Source organism: Chryseobacterium wanjuense (genome assembly GCF_900111495.1).
GTDB classification, from domain to species: Bacteria; Bacteroidota; Bacteroidia; order Flavobacteriales; family Weeksellaceae; genus Chryseobacterium; species Chryseobacterium wanjuense.
Window position 1 is genome coordinate 247,754 of record NZ_FOIU01000003.1, and the last position, 18,547, is coordinate 266,300.

The 18,547-nt window shown below is 36.2% G+C and carries 14 protein-coding genes; 13 read left to right on the forward strand and 1 reads right to left on the reverse strand.

Annotation, left to right across the window (positions count from 1 at the left end):
* Nucleotides 1-93: 93 nt before the first annotated feature.
* From kdpA to BMX24_RS17675, 13 genes are all read left to right on the forward strand, one after another.
* Entirely contained in the window at nt 94-1,788 is a 1,695-nt protein-coding gene (gene kdpA, locus BMX24_RS17615; protein ID WP_089795115.1) for a potassium-transporting ATPase subunit KdpA, read from the forward strand.
* 314 nt (nt 1,789-2,102) lie between these two features.
* Nucleotides 2,103-4,142, forward strand: coding sequence for a potassium-transporting ATPase subunit KdpB (kdpB, locus tag BMX24_RS17620; protein WP_089795117.1), 2,040 nt, complete (start codon nt 2,103-2,105; stop codon nt 4,140-4,142).
* A gap of 91 nt (nt 4,143-4,233) precedes the next feature.
* A complete protein-coding gene (locus BMX24_RS17625) occupies nt 4,234-4,782 on the forward strand; it encodes a potassium-transporting ATPase subunit C (protein WP_089795119.1) in 549 nt (182 codons plus the stop codon).
* Nucleotides 4,783-4,893: 111 nt separating this feature from the next.
* A complete protein-coding gene (locus tag BMX24_RS17630; protein ID WP_089795121.1) occupies nt 4,894-6,258 on the forward strand; it encodes an outer membrane beta-barrel protein in 1,365 nt (454 codons plus the stop codon).
* 102 nt (nt 6,259-6,360) lie between these two features.
* Nucleotides 6,361-7,446, forward strand: coding sequence for a porin (locus BMX24_RS17635; RefSeq protein WP_089795461.1), 1,086 nt, complete (start codon nt 6,361-6,363; stop codon nt 7,444-7,446).
* Between the two features lie 124 nt (nt 7,447-7,570).
* Nucleotides 7,571-8,680: a histidine kinase gene (locus BMX24_RS17640; RefSeq protein WP_089795463.1), complete on the forward strand. Its 1,110-nt coding sequence runs from the start codon at nt 7,571-7,573 to the stop codon at nt 8,678-8,680.
* Nucleotides 8,681-8,686: 6 nt separating this feature from the next.
* On the forward strand, nt 8,687-10,402 hold the full coding sequence (locus BMX24_RS17645; protein ID WP_089795123.1) for an ATP-binding protein: 1,716 nt from the start codon (nt 8,687-8,689) through the stop codon (nt 10,400-10,402).
* A gap of 93 nt (nt 10,403-10,495) precedes the next feature.
* Nucleotides 10,496-10,963 (forward strand): hypothetical protein, encoded by a 468-nt coding sequence (locus BMX24_RS17650; protein ID WP_089795125.1) that lies wholly within the window; start codon nt 10,496-10,498, stop codon nt 10,961-10,963.
* 86 nt (nt 10,964-11,049) lie between these two features.
* Nucleotides 11,050-11,529, forward strand: coding sequence for a hypothetical protein (locus BMX24_RS17655; protein ID WP_089795126.1), 480 nt, complete (start codon nt 11,050-11,052; stop codon nt 11,527-11,529).
* Nucleotides 11,530-11,760: 231 nt separating this feature from the next.
* Nucleotides 11,761-13,056: a DUF389 domain-containing protein gene (locus tag BMX24_RS17660; RefSeq protein ID WP_089795128.1), complete on the forward strand. Its 1,296-nt coding sequence runs from the start codon at nt 11,761-11,763 to the stop codon at nt 13,054-13,056.
* A 43-nt stretch (nt 13,057-13,099) separates the two neighbouring features.
* A complete protein-coding gene (locus BMX24_RS17665; protein ID WP_089795130.1) occupies nt 13,100-13,657 on the forward strand; it encodes a YdeI/OmpD-associated family protein in 558 nt (185 codons plus the stop codon).
* Nucleotides 13,658-13,667: 10 nt separating this feature from the next.
* Entirely contained in the window at nt 13,668-14,417 is a 750-nt protein-coding gene (locus BMX24_RS17670) for a DUF6000 family protein (protein ID WP_139176886.1), read from the forward strand.
* Nucleotides 14,418-14,471: 54 nt separating this feature from the next.
* Nucleotides 14,472-14,870 (forward strand): immunity 22 family protein, encoded by a 399-nt coding sequence (locus tag BMX24_RS17675; RefSeq protein ID WP_089795135.1) that lies wholly within the window; start codon nt 14,472-14,474, stop codon nt 14,868-14,870.
* 594 nt (nt 14,871-15,464) lie between these two features.
* On the opposite strand, the gene polA is transcribed toward BMX24_RS17675, so the two are convergent.
* Nucleotides 15,465-18,308 carry a DNA polymerase I gene (gene polA, locus BMX24_RS17680; protein WP_089795465.1) on the reverse strand — a complete coding sequence of 948 codons (2,844 nt, stop codon included), beginning with the start codon at nt 18,306-18,308 and terminating at the stop codon, nt 15,465-15,467.
* Nucleotides 18,309-18,547 lie beyond the last annotated feature (239 nt).

Here is an 18,547-nt window from a genome sequence, read left to right on the forward strand (position 1 = left end):
AAAATTATGTGGAGTTTATTTTTCCTTTCGATACTCGCCTTTGTGTACATCTGTTATGTCTTAATGAAACCTGAAAAATTTTAACCAAAAATCATGAATACAGAAATTTTAGGCATTATCGCAATGTTCGCAATCACATTAGTTATCGGTATTTTCTTAGGAAAGTACATTGCTGATGTTTATGGATATAAAAAGACTTTTTTAGATAAAATTTTCCAGCCTTTTGAAAATTTAATTTATAAAATTTCAGGTATTAATCCGAATAAGCAAATGACCTGGAAACAGAATATGTTTGCCATGTTGACCATTAATCTGGTTTGGTTTATCATCGGATTTTTTATCTTATTAAATCAATCCTGGCTTCCTCTCAATCCTGATGGAAACCCGGATATGTCTCCTGATCTCGCCTTCAATACGGCAATTTCGTTCTTAGTGAATTGTAATCTACAGCATTATTCGGGAGAAACGGGAGTCAGTTATTTGAGTCAGCTTTATTTAATGTTTCTGCAGTTTGTAACGGCAGCGACAGGTATGGCTGCAATGGCAGTGCTTTTCAAAGCATTTAAAGATAAAACAACAACGGAATTGGGTAATTTCTACGATTTTTTCACCAAATCCATCATCAGAATATTGATCCCTATCAGCATTGTGGTTGCATTTATCCTTTCAGCCAATGGAACTCCGATGACTTTCGAAGGCAAAGATCATATTACCACATTGGAAGGTCAGAAAGTAGATGTTTCCAGAGGTCCTGCTGCCGCTTTTGTGGCGATCAAACATTTAGGAACGAATGGTGGTGGATTTTTCGGGGCAAACTCGGCACATCCGCTTGAAAATCCGAATTACCTGACCAATATGACCGAAATGGTAACACAGATGATTATCCCGTTTGCTTTGGTTTTTGCACTTGGATTTTATTTAAAAAAGAGAAAACTCTCATGGACGATTTTTACCGTTATGACGATTGGATTTCTGGCACTTACAGTTCCCAATATCATTAACGAAACCAATGGAAATCCATTAATTACCCAAATGGGAACCGATCCTCACCTCGGAGCGATGGAAGGCAAGGAAATCCGCTTCGGAAGTGCCGCTTCAGCGTATTGGAGTATTGCGACAACGGTAATTTCAACCGGTTCGGTAAATGCCATGCACGACAGCACAATGCCGCTTTCAGGAATGAATGAGCTTCTGGCCATGATGATCAACTGCTTCTACGGAGGTTGCGGCGTTGGGATTCTGAACTACTTCATTTTCATCATTCTGGCTGTATTCATCAGTGGTCTGATGGTTGGAAGGACGCCTGAATTTTTAGGTAAAAAAATTGAAGCCAAAGAAATGAAAATTGCAATGATCGTAGCTTTGTTTCACCCGTTTTTAATTTTGGTCGGAACAGCTTTAACGGCCTATTTACCGGAATTCGGAACAAAAACATTGAACAATCCCGGCTTTCACGGATTCAGTGAGATGTTGTACGAATTCACCTCTTCTTCCGCCAACAACGGTTCCGGATTTGAAGGATTGGGCGACAATACCCCTTGGTGGAATATCTCCACAGGAATTATTTTGCTGTTATCAAGATTTATCCCCATCATCGGTCCAATCGCGATTGCAGGATTATTGGCTCAGAAAAAATACATCCCTGAAAGTTCGGGAACTTTAAAGACGGATACTGCAACTTTCGGATTTATGACATTAGCCGTGATTCTTCTGATTGCCGCCTTGTCATTCTTCCCTGCCCTTACGCTGGGACCGATAGCAGAACAGCTTCAATATTTTTCAAAATAAAAATTAAATAATTAAACCATTAAGGAAATTTAAGAAGTTAAGAATATTAAGCGAATCAAATCATTAAGCTTAAAAATATTCAAAGAATATTTCTTAATTAAACTTAACTCCTTAAATAAATCTTAATGGTTTAAAAAAGAAAAATTTTCTCAATAATTAAAAATCAATAATAAACCATTAAGTATATCAAATCATTAAAGAAAACTAGTCTCACTTTTCATACACTCTGAAAAATATTATCCATTTTAATCTTTTTTATTGATTTGTCTTAATGGTTCATATTGGTTTACAATGATATAACTCTTTCAAAAAAAATGAAAAATCAATCACAAACATTGTTTCAAAAAGATTTGGTCAGCGAAGCAATCAGACAGTCTTTCGTAAAACTGAATCCGAAAATCATGTTTAAAAATCCTGTTATGTTTCTGGTGGAAATCGGAACAGTGGTCATGTTCATCGTAAGCTTATTTAGCTTAACGGGTGACAAATCACAAGGCAGTTTTAGCTATAATTTTTTAGTATTTATCATCTTATTTTTCACCGTTTTATTTGCCAATTTCGCCGAAGCCATCGCCGAAGCAAGAGGAAAAGCTCAGGCAGACACCTTAAGAAAAACCCGTGAAGAAACTCCTGCTAAAGTGGTGGTTGACAACAAACAGGGATTTCAGGTGGAAACCGTTTTAAAAAAATCTGCCGATATGAAACTCGGAGATATTTTCCTTTGCGAAGCAGGTGACCAAATTCCGATGGATGGAGAAATTATTGAAGGTTTGGCAACCATTGACGAATCTGCCATCACCGGAGAAAGCGCACCTGTAATCCGTGAAGCGGGAGGTGATAAAAGTTCCGTAACAGGCGGTACAAAAGTACTTTCTGACCGAATCAAAGTGAAAGTAACCACCAAACCGGGAGAATCTTTCCTTGATAAAATGATTGCCCTTGTAGAAGGTGCTTCAAGACAAAAAACACCCAACGAAATCGCATTAACGATACTCTTAGCAGGATTTACCCTGACATTCATAATTGTTACAGTGACTTTAAAACCTTTTGCAGACTATGCGCAGACACCAATCACCATTGCGGCATTTATTTCACTTTTCGTTTGTTTGATTCCCACAACGATTGGCGGTCTGCTTTCTGCAATCGGAATCGCGGGAATGGACAGAGCACTGAGAGCCAACGTCATCACAAAAAGCGGTAAAGCCGTTGAAACTGCAGGAGACATTGATGTTTTACTTTTGGATAAAACAGGAACAATTACGATTGGAAACCGTAAGGCGACACAATTTCATCCTTCTAATAATATTCAGCTTGATGAATTTATTAAAGCTTCAGCATTAAGTTCTGTTGCTGATGAGACACCTGAAGGAAAATCAATTATAGAATTAAGCCAGTTAAAATCGGAAGATTTACTTGTTCCAAATCCAACTTACATCGATTTTACGGCCGAAACCAGAACTTCAGGGATCGATTTTGAAAATACAAGAATCCGAAAAGGAGCATACGATACAATAAAAAAGCTAACAGAAAAAGCCGGGAATATTTTCCCGCAGGAAACTCAGGAAGCCGTGACTAAAATTGCTGAAAACGGAGGAACTCCTTTGGTGGTTTCCGTGAATGAAAAGGTTTGGGGCGTGATTGAACTTCAGGACATCATCAAAACCGGAATTCAGGAACGTTTCCAACGATTGAGAAAAATGGGAGTGAAAACCGTAATGGTAACGGGCGACAATCCTTTAACCGCTAAATTTATTGCTGAAAAAGCCGGAGTGGATGATTTTATCGCAGAAGCCAAACCTGAAGACAAGATGAATTACATCAAAAAAGAACAGCAGGAAGGAAAACTGGTAGCGATGATGGGAGATGGAACGAATGATGCTCCCGCTCTGGCTCAAGCCGATGTCGGCGTTGCAATGAACAGCGGAACTCAGGCTGCCAAAGAAGCCGGAAATATGGTGGATCTGGATAATGACCCGACAAAACTGATTGAAATCGTAGAAATCGGAAAACAATTATTAATGACCCGCGGAACGCTGACCACCTTCAGTATTGCGAATGATGTTGCTAAATATTTTGCCATTATTCCGGCATTGTTTATCACATTCATTCCGGCGCTTCAAAAGCTGAATATTATGCATCTTCACAGTCCGGAATCAGCGATTTTATCGGCGATCATTTTTAATGCGATCATTATTCCTTTCCTGATTCCATTGGCTTTGAAAGGGGTTGCCTACAAACCGATCGGTGCAAGTGCATTGCTGAGAAGAAACCTTTTAATCTATGGTTTGGGCGGAATTATCGTGCCGTTCATCGGGATAAAATTAATTGATTTAGTAGTTAGTTTATTCTTTTAATCATTGGGCTGGAAGCTGATGGAAGTGAAAAATATATCGTTTTAACTTCCCTCTCCCATCTTCCATTCATTAAACATAAAATTCAAACAAAATGAAAATTTATCTTATTTCAGCATTGAGACTATCTCTTGTGATGCTGGTTGTGGTAGCTCTATATCTAATCTTCGTTTTTGCAGGTTCTAAAATTTTACCGACACAGGGAAACGCAGAGATTATCAATTATAACGGTCAGAAGTTTTACGCCAATATTGGTCAGAACTTTACCTCTCCTGAATATTTTCACGGCCGTCCGTCCGCAGTTGATTACAATGCAGCAGGAAGCGCGGGAAGCAATAAAGGGCCAACCAACGAAGAATATCTGCAAACGGTTCAGAAAAGAATTGATACTCTGAAAATACAAAACCCGGAAATGGAAAACGTAAAAGTTCCTGTAGAACTGGTAACGGCAAGCGGAAGCGGTCTTGATCCTGATATCTCTCCGGAAGGAGCTCTTTATCAAGCCAAAAGAATTGCCAAAGAAAGAAATCTTTCTCTTGAAAAAATTGAAAACCTTATTAAAAATCAAACGGAAAAACCACTTTTCGGCCCAGCTAAAGTCAATGTTTTGAAGTTGAATATTGTTTTAAATCAAATTCATTAATCTTTCTTTTGTCTTAAAAACAAAGGAAACAAAAGTTCAAGACTGGGTTGGTCGTTTAAATTACTCTTTAAAATTAATTATACATAACACATTGTTATCAATATTTATATAATGAAATCAAAAACTATTCAAGCTGTTTTTTTATTAGGACTATTTGCTTTAAGTCCGATGAATGCACAGGAAATCAAACAGGACTCAATTTCGGTTCAGCCTAAAGATTCCTTAACTACAGAATCAAAAATCCCTTTTGACGGGTATGATTTGACATGGATTAACGGGCAAAACAGACAGACTGATTTTCCTTTAACCCTAAAAGACAAAAACGGCGAAACCATTTTAACGGGAGTTACCTACGTAGATGCTTATTATAACTACGATTTCCGTCGTCCAAAAGATAATACTCATACGATTTCCGCTGCTATCGGCCGTTCCAACGAATTTACCATCAACATGGCAAGTATCGGTCTGGAAACGAATTATAAAAATGTGATCGGCCGTTTATGGCTGCAGTTCGGACAGATGGGTTCTATTATTCAGGATCTTGACGGAACGGTAAATCATGGTAAAAACACCAGTATAGGAAATTTAAAATACATCAGAGAAGCCGCAGCAGGTTATCATTTTGATGTCATGCACGGTTTGAATGTTGAAGCAGGGATTTTCATGAGCTACATCGGTCTGGAAAGTTATGTTTTAAGTGAAAACTGGAACTATCAGAGAAGTTTGGTATGTGATTTTACGCCTTTCTATTTTCAGGGAGCGAGAGTTCAGGCCTATCCTTCCAAAAAATACAAAGTTGAACTTTGGGTACTGAACGGATGGCAGACCTACAACTCATGGAATACAGGTCTCGGATTGGGAGTTTCCAACTATTACCGCCCGAATGAAAATCTGCAATTGGTTGCTAATTTTTATTTAAACGGAAAAGACACCAGAAACAACCCAGGCGTTCGCCGTTTCCACCATGACCACAGTATCGTTGCGAGATATTATAAAAACAAGGAAAGCAAAGGACTTTCGCAGGCCGGTTTCAGCATCAACAACCATTACGGATTCCAGACAGGAGGCGGTTTGAAGGCAAAAGACAACTATATGATAGGAACTTCCATTGCCAACAGACTTTGGTTTTATAACAACAAAATCGGGCTGACTTTAAGAGCGGATGCTGTTTCCAATCCGGGAGCTTATCTGGCGTTCTCCCCTTCTCCGGTTACGAATAATGATTTTAATGATGCGATTGCCAACGGAGAAAAACTAAAAATGTTTCAGGGAACAGCAACGATTGATATTATGCCGAACCAATTTTTCACTTTCAGACTCGAATATGGATTCAGAAAAAGCAATATCCCGTATTTCGCAGGAAGAGATGGAACGACAAGCCCGGACGGATGGATCGACACGCCTGTTGAATCATGGAGACCGGATCTGAAAAAATCTGACAGCAGAATTACTTTAGGAGTAATTTTCAGATTATAAAAAATTTGATTAAATTTTGATACTTTAAATAAGCCCGGGATCATTGCAATGTTAATTATCTCGGGCTATCAAAACGACCAGCAGTCACAAAATAATTGTAAAATGAAAAAAGCTATTGTCATAGGAATCATGTTAGGGATAATTTTTCCGAAGGCTCAATCTTCGGACTCGTTGAAAAGTGGCAATAAACTTACTGTTTCTGCCTATGCAGAACTTTTTTACACTTATGATTTCAATCGACCGGAAGGCAGCCACCGTCAGGATTTTTTATATTCCTACAACCGTCACAACGAACTTAATCTGAATCTTGGTTTAATAAAAGGGTCCTATCAAAATGATAATTTCCGTGCAAATCTGGCTTTAATGGCGGGAGTTTATGCTGAGGACAACCTTTCTGCGGAAGAAGAAATTTTGCAGTATGTAAACGAAGCCAATGTCGGAATTAAAATTTCAAAAACAAAAAACTTATGGATCGATGCCGGAATCATGCCTTCTCATATCGGTTGGGAAAGTGCTATTGGAAAGGATAATATTAACCTTACAAGAAGTCTTGCAGCAGATAATTCGCCTTATTTTGAAACCGGTGCAAAAATTTCCTACACTTCCGACAACGGAAAATGGTTTGTAAGCGGATTGATTTTAAACGGATGGCAGAGAATCATACAGGCAGAAGGCAATCAAAGCCTTTCTTTCGGGCACCAGATTATCTACAAACCGAATGAAAAAATCACTTTAAACAGCAGTTCGTTCATTGGAAACGACAAAGCAAAAGAAGAGAAAAAAATGCGATATTTTCATGATTTATATGGAAATTTTCAACTGACCAAGCAGTTTTCAGCGACACTTGGTTTCGATATCGGAGCCGAACAAAAAGAAAAAGGAAGTAAAAGTTACAACCTTTGGTACACCCCAAATATTTTGATGAAATATCAACTTACTGATCAATGGGCTTTTGGGGGAAGATTGGAATATTATAATGATAAAAACGGAGTCATCATCAATACCGGAACAGAAAACGGATTTCAGACTTTCGGATATTCTTTTAATTTGGATTATCTGATTTTTAAGAAAGTAATGCTCCGAACCGAAGCCAGAGGATTTACCTCTAAAGATGCTGTTTTTATGAAAAATAATGGATTGAAAACAGGAAATTTCTTCATTACAACGAGTCTTTCGGCTTGGTTTTAATAAGATGGAAGCGGGGTGTTGGATGCAGGAAGTAAAAGCAATTAGTTATTAACTTCCAACCTCCAGCTTCAGACTTCCAGCAATAATTATGTTTCAAAAAATAAAATTAAAAAGAATAAAATCAATGTCATCAGCAAAAGATTTTTTAGAACTGATTCAAAAATCCCGAAAAGGGAAATTTAAGATCTACATCGGGATGAGCGCGGGTGTCGGGAAAACTTTCCGGATGCTTCAGGAAGCCCATTCCCTTTTGCGAAATGGCATCGATGTGAAAATAGGATACATCGAAACTCACGGCAGAGAAGAAACTCAAGCTCTGGTGGATGGACTTCCGGAAATCCCAAGAAAATCTGTTTTTTATAAAGGTAAAAACCTTGAGGAAATGGATGTTCAGGCGATTATCAATGAACATCCTGAAGTAGTTTTGGTTGACGAATTGGCGCATACCAATGTGGAAGGTTCGAAGAATAAAAAAAGATGGCAGGACGTGCTGGAGATTTTAGAAAGCGGAATTAACGTCATCAGCGCGATGAATATTCAGCATATTGAAAGTTTGAATGAAGAGGTAAAAAAAATCACCGGGATTGAAGTGGCAGAGCGGGTTCCCGATAAAATTTTAGCGTTGGCTGATGAAGTTGTGAATATTGATTTAACGGCTGATGAGCTCTTAACCAGACTCAAAGAAGGGAAAATTTATAAAAAAGAAAAAATACAGACTGCTTTAAATAATTTTTTTCAAAGCGGACATATTTTGCAGCTCCGCGAGCTGGCCTTGAAAGAAGTGGCTACCCACGTTGAGAAAAAGGTAGAAACAGAAATCAAAACTGAAAATTTTAAACCTATAAAATTTCTCGCCTGTATAAGCAGTAATGAAAAAATAGCGAAAAATATTATCCGTAAAACTTCAAGACTGGCAAGTTATTACAACAGCCCGTGGACGGTTTTATACATTCAAAGACCCGCTGAAAATCCTGAAAAAATAGCTCTTGACAAGCAGCGTTATTTGATTAATAATTTTAATTTAGCACAAGAATTGGGAGCGAAAGTGATGCGCGTGAAGGAAAACAGCGTCCACAAAGGTATTCTGGATTATGTCATAGAACACAATATCACAACGGTCTGCATTGGAAAACCTCATGCCCATTTTTTGCAGAGAATCTTCGGCTACAGCTGGATTTATACACTGATGAACCGATTGAACGAAAGGCAGATCGACATTATTATTTTATCTTAAAAAGTGATGAAACTAAAAACGAAACTTACCCTGGGCGTTGGCCTTTTATTCTTCCTGATCGTTCTGCTTTCGGTGATGGGCTCTGTATATATCAACAAATTAAAATCTGACACGGAAAAAATTCTTATCGCCAACTACAACAGTATAGAATTCTCCAAAAACATGCTTTTGGCTTTAGATAAAATAAAATCAGACAGCTTAATTGCCATTAAAGATTTTCAGAAAAACAGTGCTTTACAGGAAAAAAATTTAACAGAGTTTGGTGAAAAAGAAGCGACCCAGAATCTTAATTTACATTTTAAAAATTACCTGCAGCAACCCAGTGACGATAAGGAAAAACTTATTCGTGAAGATCTGGTCACCATCATGTCACTGAATATGAAAGGCATTGAAAGAAAGAGTGATATCGCGATCATCACAGCAGAAAATGCTACTTTTTGGATTGTAAGTCTGGGAACGGTTTGCTTTTTAATTGCTTTTATTTTGCTTTTTAATCTTCCACAGACTATTGCGGAACCTATCAATCAGCTGACCTTCAGTATACGGCAGATTGCGAATAAAAATTATAATGAAAGAGTGCATTTCAAAGGCAGTGAAGAGTTCAACGATCTTGCTAACTCCTTCAATATCATGGCAGAAAAGCTTCAGGAATATGAAAGCAGCACCCTCTCGAAACAGCTGATGGATAAAAAACGTATCGAAACTTTGGTGAACAATATGCATGATGCCGTGATTGGTCTAGATGAAAATCATTTCATCTACATGATTAATGATGAAGCCTTGAAAATCACCAATTTAAATAAAGAAGAAATCATCGGAAAAACAGTTCATGAAGTTGCTGTAAATAATGATCTGGTAAGAGAATTACTCAAAAATATGGATCATCCGGTGAAAGAACCGATTAAAATCGTTACAGATAATAAAGAAAATTATTTCGAACAGGATATCATTCCGATTAATATTGTAAAGACCGGAGAGAAAGAAAAAAAATACATCGGAAGGGTAATTTTACTAAGAAATATTACACCTTTCAAAGAACTTGATTTTGCAAAAACCAATTTTATTGCAACGATTTCCCATGAATTAAAAACTCCTATTTCTGCTATAAAAATGGGTGTTCAGCTTTTAGGAAACCAGAAATTCGGAGAACTGAATGACCAGCAAAAAGAATTATTGAAAAGCATTAACGAAGACGGACAGCGCTTGCTCGACATTACGGGTGAACTATTAAACTTATCTCAAGTTGAAACCGGAAATATTCGCCTGAATATTGAAAATTGTTCGCCAAAAGAAATTGTTCACGCCGCTATAAAAAATGTTGAAAAATTAGCCGAACAGAAAAATATTTCAATCAATTCTCAATTTTCAATTAATGATAATGATTTTGTTTCTGCGGATTTTGACAAAACCGTTTGGGTCATGAATAATTTTCTAAGTAATGCCATAAAACATTCTTTTCAGGATGAAAATATCCATATTTTAGTTGAAAAAATTGATTCAAACATCAAATTCAGCATTACGGATACTGGGAAAGGGATTGATGAAAAATACCATCGTCAAATCTTTGACCGTTATTTTCAGGTTCCCGGCGAACATCAGAACGGAACAGGGCTCGGACTGGCCATTTCTAAAAACTTTATCGAAAAACAACATGGAGAAATTGGGGTAAACAGCTCTCTGAATCAGGGAAGTACTTTTTATTTTTCTTTACCTTTGGCTTAAATAAAATTTTCTAAATTTGAAATAATTCTTCTTTCTATCTAGGACTGAAGGCAAAACGGAGATTCCATAAAACTTATCCACCAAATATCACATATGAAAAATTTAAAAACTATTTTAATCATTTTATTAACATCGCTTATTAATTTTCACATTTTCGGACAAACTTTTACCATCGGTGAACTTGAAAAATTTAACAAGATGGATATGTCTTCATTTAAAAATGAAATCAAAAAACTGAATTATTCATTTTATGATAAGACTGAAAGCCCATACTTTGTCCTGGTAGAATATGACAGCCCCGATTATCAGTATAAAATAGGAAAATTTGAATATGTAACAGACAAAACTGGTGACAGAATTGAGTTTCAGTTCAAGGGAAAAGAGAATTATTCAAAGTATGAAAAGCTGATTCAAAGCTTAGGATATAAGAAAACAGAAACCGGTAAAATTCCGGGAGGAGAAGCTTATGTAGATTATTTCAAAAACAAAGCTCAAATCCGTCTGGTGTCTCCAAGAGAAGAATTGGAAAATGAATTTTTTACTATTTTAGTTTTTAAATAATTAATACCATAAGATTTTATTATTTTTTACTGAATAAAAGAAAGACTGAAAAAATTTTTAGTTCGAGATCATAACAACAATTTAAAATGCCGGATACAATATTTCTTTATTTCCTGATAGCTTCTATTCTCCTTCAGACAATTCTCGGAGTATTTTTTTTCAATCAAAAAAAGAAAATAATATCAGAATTTAAACAAACAGATTCAATAGAATTAGAAAATATAAACGGGGTAATTATTACAGAGAATGGATATTTTCGGAAAAATTTCAAATGGTGTAAATTCGACTTAATGATCAATCAAAATTCAATTTTCCTATTTCCAAAAAACTTTTATTTTATCCCCAATCGTGCGATTAATCTATTATTTTCCTATTCCGACAAAAAAAATACAAAACGTCCTGAACTTTTGAGAGAGTTTAACATTGGAAAACATAGTATTGAACTGGTGTACTACCGTAGATTTTTCTTAGCAGAATATAAAAAAATTTATTTAAAAAACTTAAACCCAGAACAACTTTCCATTTTAGAAAATTCACTAAATGGTAAGAGCAGAAGATTTTATTAATATGAAAATAGAGCTTATCCCCGTTATAGAAATTACAAATTACGATCAGGATATGCCTAAGTTTTGGGGCGGGAGCTTTGCTCCCGCCCCAAAACTTTTTATAAATAACCATTCAGAACAGAATAACAAACTTTGCAATCAAACATTTTAAAATGTATATTTGCAAAAGGGGGGATGAAATAATATTTCATCCCCCCTTTTTTTATTTAATTTAACACAATACGATTTGACATGAAAAACACAATTTCTAATTTTCTTAACCTGCATACAGGAGAAGAAAGTCCTACCCTTGTCCTTGAAAATGTGACGAGTAACGTTTCCTTCCGAGGCGCTAACCTTTGGATTCTGGCATGTGCAATTTTAATCGCTTCAGTAGGTCTTAATGTAAATTCTACAGCGGTAATTATTGGAGCCATGCTTATTTCTCCGTTGATGGGACCTATTGTTGGGGCAGGTTTTGCATTGGCAACATTCAATTTCAGTTTATTAAAAAAATCAATTAAAAACTTAATTATAGCGACAATTGTAAGTCTGGCGGTATCTTCTTTGTATTTTTATCTCAGTCCGTTCAAAGAAGCGCAATCTGAACTTTTGGCAAGAACTTCTCCCAATATTTATGACGTACTTATCGCTTTCTTTGGCGGAGTTGTAGGCGCGATATCCATTACCCGAATCGAAAAAGGAAATCCTATTCCTGGTGTCGCCATTGCTACGGCTCTCATGCCGCCACTTTGTACCGCGGGATTTGGGATTGCGACGGGCAATTTTGCGTTTGTTGCAGGCGCATTTTACCTGTATACGATCAATTGTTTTTTTATTTGTATTTCGACTTTTTTAATTATAAAATTTTTAAAATATCCATCGATACAATCCACCAATAAAGTCTATGAAAAAAGAATCCGATACGGAATTTCGGTATTGATTATTATCATGATCGTTCCAAGCTGTTATCTGGCTTACAATCTCCTTACCGAGAAAAAATACACCCAAAATGTAGAAAAGTTCATCAACAATGAATTTACAAAAAACGGATATACAGTCATTTACAAAAAAGTTGATTACCACACCAATCCAAAATCAATCGAGCTGGCATTTTTATCCAAAACATTCGACAGTGCAGAAATAAAAAAACTGAATACCACCTTAAAAGACTTCGGGATCAACAATACTCATCTGATTATCAAGCAAAATACAACAGATTTGAAAACCGAAATCCTTAATGAAATCAATCTTCAGAAAAACAATATTTCCGAAAAAGATGTTCAGATCAATGTTTTAAAAAATGAATTAAATCAATATAAAATGAATGATCCGGAATTGATCAAAGAGATCAAAATTTTATTCCCGGAAATCAACGAGATAGCTGTTGGAAAAGTTCAAAATTTCTACAAAAAGGATTCTACGGCAGTCGAAACCGCTTTACTTTACAATTCCAACTCTAAAATTGATGAACAAAAACTTCAATCCTGGCTGGAAAATAAATTGAAATCCAATAAAATTATTTTAGTAAATACTAATGTCCAATAGGTTTTTAGAAGAAAATACGGTAATTTAGATCAATAAAAATAAAATGGCCGCAACATTTTTCGCAACACCCCAAGAATTCCGGAAATGGCTGGAAAAACACCATACATCTGAAAAAGAATTATTGGTCGGATTCTACAAAGTCGGAACCAAAAAACCATCTATGACATGGTCTGAATCTGTAGATCAGGCTCTGTGTTTTGGCTGGATCGACGGGGTGAGAAAGTCTATCGATGAACATTCGTACAGCATTCGTTTTACACCAAGAAAACCGACAAGTATCTGGAGCGCCATTAATATTAAAAAAGTTGAAGAACTCACAAAAGCCAGGCTCATGACTCTGGAAGGGCAAAAAGCGTTTGACTTAAGAAAAGAAGAAAAATCTGCCATTTATTCCCACGAAAAAGAACCTGCAACCCTTGACCCTGACTATGAAAAACAGTTTAAAGCCAACAAAAAAGCATGGGAATTTTTTAATAATCAGGCTCCATCTTACAGGAAAGTGATGCTTCATTGGATCATGAGTGCGAAACAGGAAAAAACAAGGCTGTCGAGACTGGAAAAGACGATCAGGGAAAGTGAATTGGGGAAGAGAATATTATAAAAAATTAAAAATGAACAATGATTTACAAAATGAAATGAATTTACATTCAGCAGGAGCAACGGTAAGACATGCTTCTGTTTTTAATCATTTGGAAACTTATAAAAATCAATTTCAGCTAAGCCAGGAATTTATCAATAAATGGGTGCTTCCTTTATACATGAAGATCAGAAATCCTCACGATAATTCATGGATCGATTATATTAAACATCATAAAGATGAGATAACAGAAGAAGTTGTATTAGCACTTCTGGGAGATTTTAACTGGAGAACCAGAACCGTAGGAGCTTATTTTTCTGCAATAAAAAACTATGAGAATCAAATAGATATCATCGGAATTCATTTGCTTAAAAGTGAAGTATGCTACGCCGGAGATGTGTACGCAGTGGTACTTGCATTTTACAACACACCCAAAACCATTGAATATTTAAATCAATATCTGGAATATTATTTACAAAAACCTGAGCTATATTTTGATCAGGAAAGGGTTTTAGAAACCGTTGCATATCTTGATAGTGTAAACAAAACCAATCATCTTTCCAAACATTTGGATCAATGGAACACCATGCTGGAAAGCCGTGGTGAGATTTCCAAAATAAGAACTATTCAAATTGCTAAAATAATTGAAGAGCAGGAAGGTAAAACCAAGGCTCAAAATTTTTTAAATACATTAAATCACGTTATCATAAATCCTGAATTGAGTACTAAACATATTTCTGAACAAATTGTTCTTTTAAATAAATTGAGAGATTTCTTCGCTTAAAATATTGTCATACCTTTGATTTTTCAAGTAATTTTTAAATTTTAAAAAAAATAAATGAATACAGATACACTAGATTTCTGGGTAGGAAATTTCAACAGCGAGGAAGATTTTTATGAATTTGTGGAAGAAGATGAAAATTTCTACATGGAAGAAGAATCTGATGAAAAATATATTTCAAAATTTGCAGAATCGCAGGACACGATCTGGCTGGATCATGATTTTGTAGAATATGGTTTTGAAGACGGAAACAGAACGATCTACGAAAAATTTGCAGAATATTCTTTTGCAGAACAATGGCTTCCTATTTTAATCAACAGACTCAATGAGCTTAATCTTGATATGAATATCAATTCTATTATTTTTCTGAACAGAGGACAAATTCCTAAGCCTGTCTCTGTGGAAGATGATTTATTTTCTTTGGTTTATGTCGGCGGGATCGAATATAGTGCTTAAAATATTTTTAAAATTGTAAATAATAAATAATCAAAACTTCCGCATATAGCGGAAGTTTCTATCAAAAACCAATAACATCCCACTATAGAGGAATATACTCAAAATGTCAACCTTTTCGTTGGTTAACAGTAAAAATTACAAGTTATAACAATCGCAGACAACGCTGATAAGCAAAGCACAAGTAATAGTGCAATTTTCAGAAGTCTCATTTGTGTTGTTTTTTAAATTCGTACAAACATAATATTTTTTTTCAAAGCGACAAAAAATATTGAAAACGTGATCTTTATGATTAAAAATTATTTTTAATTAATATTCTTATTTTGAATAATTATTTTAATATTTAATGAATTATATTTTTATGAAAACAAAAAAAACCTTCACATGAAGTGAAAGTTTTTTATTTTTATTTTTTTTGTTAATATTCTGAATGTTATAAGATAATGGATGCTTCGACTCCGTTCAGCATGACACCGCTAATACTAACTGCTAAATCTATTGTTAAGAATTAATATACGAATTGAATTGCCAGTATCATGCTGAGCCTCTCGAAGCATCTATTGAATTTCTATAATATTTTACTACCCCCCCTATAAATTAATGCGCTTCCAGCCAGTTATTCCCTACTCCAACTTCCACCAATAACGGAACCTGCGTTTCAATTGCGCTTTCCATTTCGATTTTAATGATGTTTGAAGCGACTTCCACTTCTTCAATCGGGGCTTCAAAAATCAATTCGTCATGCACCTGAAGCAACATTTTTGTCTGCAGTTTTTCTTTTTCCAGTTCTTTCTGAATTTTAATCATCGCCATTTTCACAACATCTGCCGCACTTCCCTGAACAGGGGCATTGACAGCGTTTCTTTCGGCGTGACCTCTTACCACAAAATTATTGGAATTAATATCTTTTAAATGACGTTTTCTGCCTAAAATAGTCTCCACATAACCTATTTGACGAGCTTTATTTACCTGTTCCGCCATGTATTCCTTCAGTTTTGGATAGGTTTCAAAATAAGCTTCGATCATTTGTTTGGCTTCCGTTCTGGATAAACCGGTCTGCTCGGCCAAAGCAAAAGCTCCCTGACCATAAATAATTCCAAAGTTTACCGTTTTCGCCTGACTTCTCTGCGTTTTTGATACCTCTTCCAAAGGAATTTTAAATAATTTCGCCGCCGTAGAAGCGTGAATATCTTCCCCGTTCTGGAAGGCTTTAATCATATTATCTTCCCCGGAAATTTCAGCAATTAAGCGAAGTTCGATCTGCGAATAATCGGCAGAAATGATCTTTTTCCCTTCTGCAGAAACAAACGCCCCGCGAATCTGTTGCCCTCTCAATGTCCTGATCGGAATGTTCTGCAAATTCGGGTTTACACTCGCCAAACGACCTGTTGCAGCCGTAGTTTGGGAGAAATTGGTATGAACACGGTTGTCCGTTTTTTCAATCTGCGACGGCAAAGCATCGACGTAGGTTGATTTCAATTTCTGATACGTTCTGTATTCAAGAATATGCTTGATAATTTCGTGTTTTGAGGCTAATTTTTGAAGCACATCTTCCGAAGTGGCGTACTGACCTGTTTTTGTCTTTTTCGCTTTCGGGTCGAGCTGCATTTTTTCAAACAAGATTTCACCCAATTGTTTTGGAGAATTCATGTTGAATTCCTCTCCGGAAAGTTCAAAGATTTTCGATTCCAATTGCTTTAAATCATTCTCCAAATCGACACTTTCCTGAGCCAGCCACTTTTCATCAAGAGAAATTCCGGCCAATTCCATTTTAGCTAAAACTTCCATTAAAGGCATTTCTATGGTAAAGAATAAATCTTCTAAATTTTCCTTTTTTAATTGAGGGGCAAACAATTCGTACAACTGGAAGGTTACGTCTGCATCTTCCGCTGCGTAATCCGTTTGAGTCCTTAAATCCGCATCTCTGAAGTTGCCTTGTTTTTTTCCTTTCTTACCAATAATTGTTTCAATGGAAACCGGTTTATAATTAAGATAAATCTCTGAAAGATAATCCATTCCGTGTCTCCCGTCCGGATTTAAAAGGTAATGCGCGATCATCGTGTCAAACATTGCTCCTTTTACGGTGATGTCATACTGTTTCAGGATTTTATAATCGAATTTTAAATTATGAGCGACTTTTATCAAATCTTCCTTCTCGAAAAACGGTTTGAAAATTTCCAAAGTCTGCAACACTTCACCTTTATCCTCCGACAAAGGAATGTAGTACGCCAACCCTTTTTTATAGGAAAAACTCATTCCCACCAATTCTGCTTCAAGCTCATTCAGAGAGGTCGTTTCCGTATCAAAACAAACCACTTTTTGCTTTAATAAATTATCAACTAAAATTTTCTGAGCTTTCGGATTGTTGACGAACTGATACAAATGATCATTGTGCTCAATCGTTGATTTTGTGGAAGTTGCCTGCTCCAATTCCTCATAAGTCGCAAAAAGATCAAGCTGTCCGACCGCCTGAGCTACCTTCTGCTGCGGAGTCTGAGTCTCGGTAACCGTCACTTCAACTTCAGCGACCACAACTGTTCCTGTAGCAGCCGGAGCGAAAGCACGGTAAAGATTTTCGTACAATCTTCGGAATTCGATTTCATCAAAAACTTCTTTTACTTTCTCAAAATCAGGAATTTCCAGATCATATTGCTCCTGATGAAATTCAATCGGGGCATCACAGATAATCGTTGCCAGTTTTTTAGATAAAATTCCGCGTTCTGCCGAAGCTTCCACTTTTTCTTTAAGCTTACCTTTTAGTTGATCGGTATTAGCCAAAAGATTTTCGATGCTTCCGAATTCTTTCAGGAATTTCATGGCCGTTTTTTCGCCAACTCCCTCCAATCCTGGAATATTATCAACGGCATCTCCCATCATTGCTAAGAAATCGATAACCTGTTTTGGATCTTCAATTTCATATTTAGCCTTAACTTCTTCAACACCTAAAATTTCGATATCTCCGCCCTTTAAGCCCGGTTTATAAATTTTAATTTTATCGGTTACAAGCTGGGCAAAATCTTTATCCGGCGTCACCATGAACGTCGTATAGCCCTCCTTTTCAGCTTTGCAGGCGATGGTTCCGATCACGTCATCCGCTTCGTACCCTTCAACCCCTAAAATCGGGATATGCATCGCTTCCAAAATCCTATGAATATATGGAATGGCAACTTTAATAGCTTCTGGAGTTTCGCTTCGATTGGCTTTATAATCTGAGAAATCATCTGTTCTTACGCTCGCCTGTCCGACATCAAAAACCACCGCCAGATGGGTAGGTTTTTCCCTTCTGATCAATTCGATCAAAGAATTGGTAAACCCGAAGATCGCAGAAGTATCCACTCCTTTGCTGGTAAGCCTTGGATTCCTGATCAATGCATAATATCCCCTGAAAATCATCGCATAAGCATCGATGAGAAATAATCTTTTATCTTGTGTCGCGTCCATATTTTCCATAAAGAACAAATATAAGAAAAAGTGGTGTTTGTTTGGTGATGGTGGAAAAGTTTGGGGTTGGAGTGAGTTTTTTTAAGCATTAAAGCTTATTTAAATATATTGTTGAAATGTAATTTATTATCTGTCACGAATGAACGCTAGCATCAGCTTGAAGATGGTATTGAAATCAAAGTCTTTCAAATAGAAACTCGTTATACGTAGTTAGATGAGATGAAACTAAGATTTTAAAA